The organism is Sunxiuqinia sp. A32, from assembly GCF_052690465.1.
Genome location: NZ_JBQYLI010000042.1, coordinates 1 through 1135 on the forward strand (window position 1 = coordinate 1; position 1135 = coordinate 1135).

Annotated in this window: 1 protein-coding gene; it reads left to right on the forward strand. The window is 37.6% G+C overall.

Going from position 1 to position 1135, the window contains the following annotated elements; all coding sequences use genetic code 11:
* Positions 1–379: 379 nt before the first annotated feature.
* On the forward strand, positions 380–1135 hold a 756-nt coding region (locus ACUNWD_RS20745), incomplete at its 3' end, for a glycoside hydrolase family 32 protein (protein ID WP_445589784.1).

The window sequence follows — 1135 nt, forward strand, 5'->3', positions numbered from 1 at the left end:
GGTCGGGATGATAGTTTGGGTGTTTCTCTACGTTCACAAGGAGAAGATAGTAAATTGGTATCACTGGATGCCTATCAAATGAAAGATATTTGGGAAGAGTAGTACTTGATATAAAAGTCAAATTTTGTGCTCTTCTAGCCTAATCAAAAACGATTAATTGGGATCTGAATCAGGAAAATCATTTTGATTGAAATGAATTTGTGACGTTACTTTTAAGGCGTTGTTTAGGTAAGATTTTCTAACAATTCATATTCCTTTCAATACAAAGACAATTATTGATAATTACTGAATAAGAGGGAATGCGATAATTATCTATAAGCATTTTTTATATGAAAAAAATTGCTTCAGAAAGCAGAAAATACATTCATACTTTTTTACAATGAAAACAATATATTATTTAAGAAAATCTCACTTTATTTTGTCGTTGTTTGTAAGTTCTATTCTGTTCAGGGCGCAGGCACAAAATAACGAATCATTAGTCCCCCAATATCATTTTTCGAATGATTTTGAGATACAAAAACAGGAATTAGAGACCAATTATCTCATTCAACGTTTTAGGGATTCAAGAGCGAACTTCGAGAGCGATAAGTTTCGTCCTGTTTACCACTTTACCAGTCCTGAAAGTAAGCTGAACGACCCAAATGGTTTATGTTATTGGCAGGGGCGTTGGCATTTATTTTACCAGGGTTATCCACCCGAAGATCCCCGTCAACATTGGGGGCATGCTGTGAGTGATAACCTTATACACTGGAAAGATTTGCCCTATGCAATTTATCCAAGTCCGGAACATGCTTGTTTTTCCGGTGCGACATATGTTGAGGATGATCGAGTAATTGCAATGTACCATGGGACGAGAGAGGGGAATATGGTTGCAGTATCCGAAGATCCACTATTATTGAACTGGGAAAAGCTTGGAGGAAAGGCAGTTATTCCGATTAAGAGTGGTAGTGGTTTTCCTCTGCCCTATGACGTATTCGATCCCTCTATCTGGAAGAAAGATAGTATTTACTATTCACTTTCAGCTGGTCGGTCCCACAAAGGCCCGGGAGGTAAGCCAATAAGGGCTGACTATCTTTTCCGGTCAAAAGATCTTTTAACCTGGGAATATATGCATGAATTTGTTGAAGGGGATAGG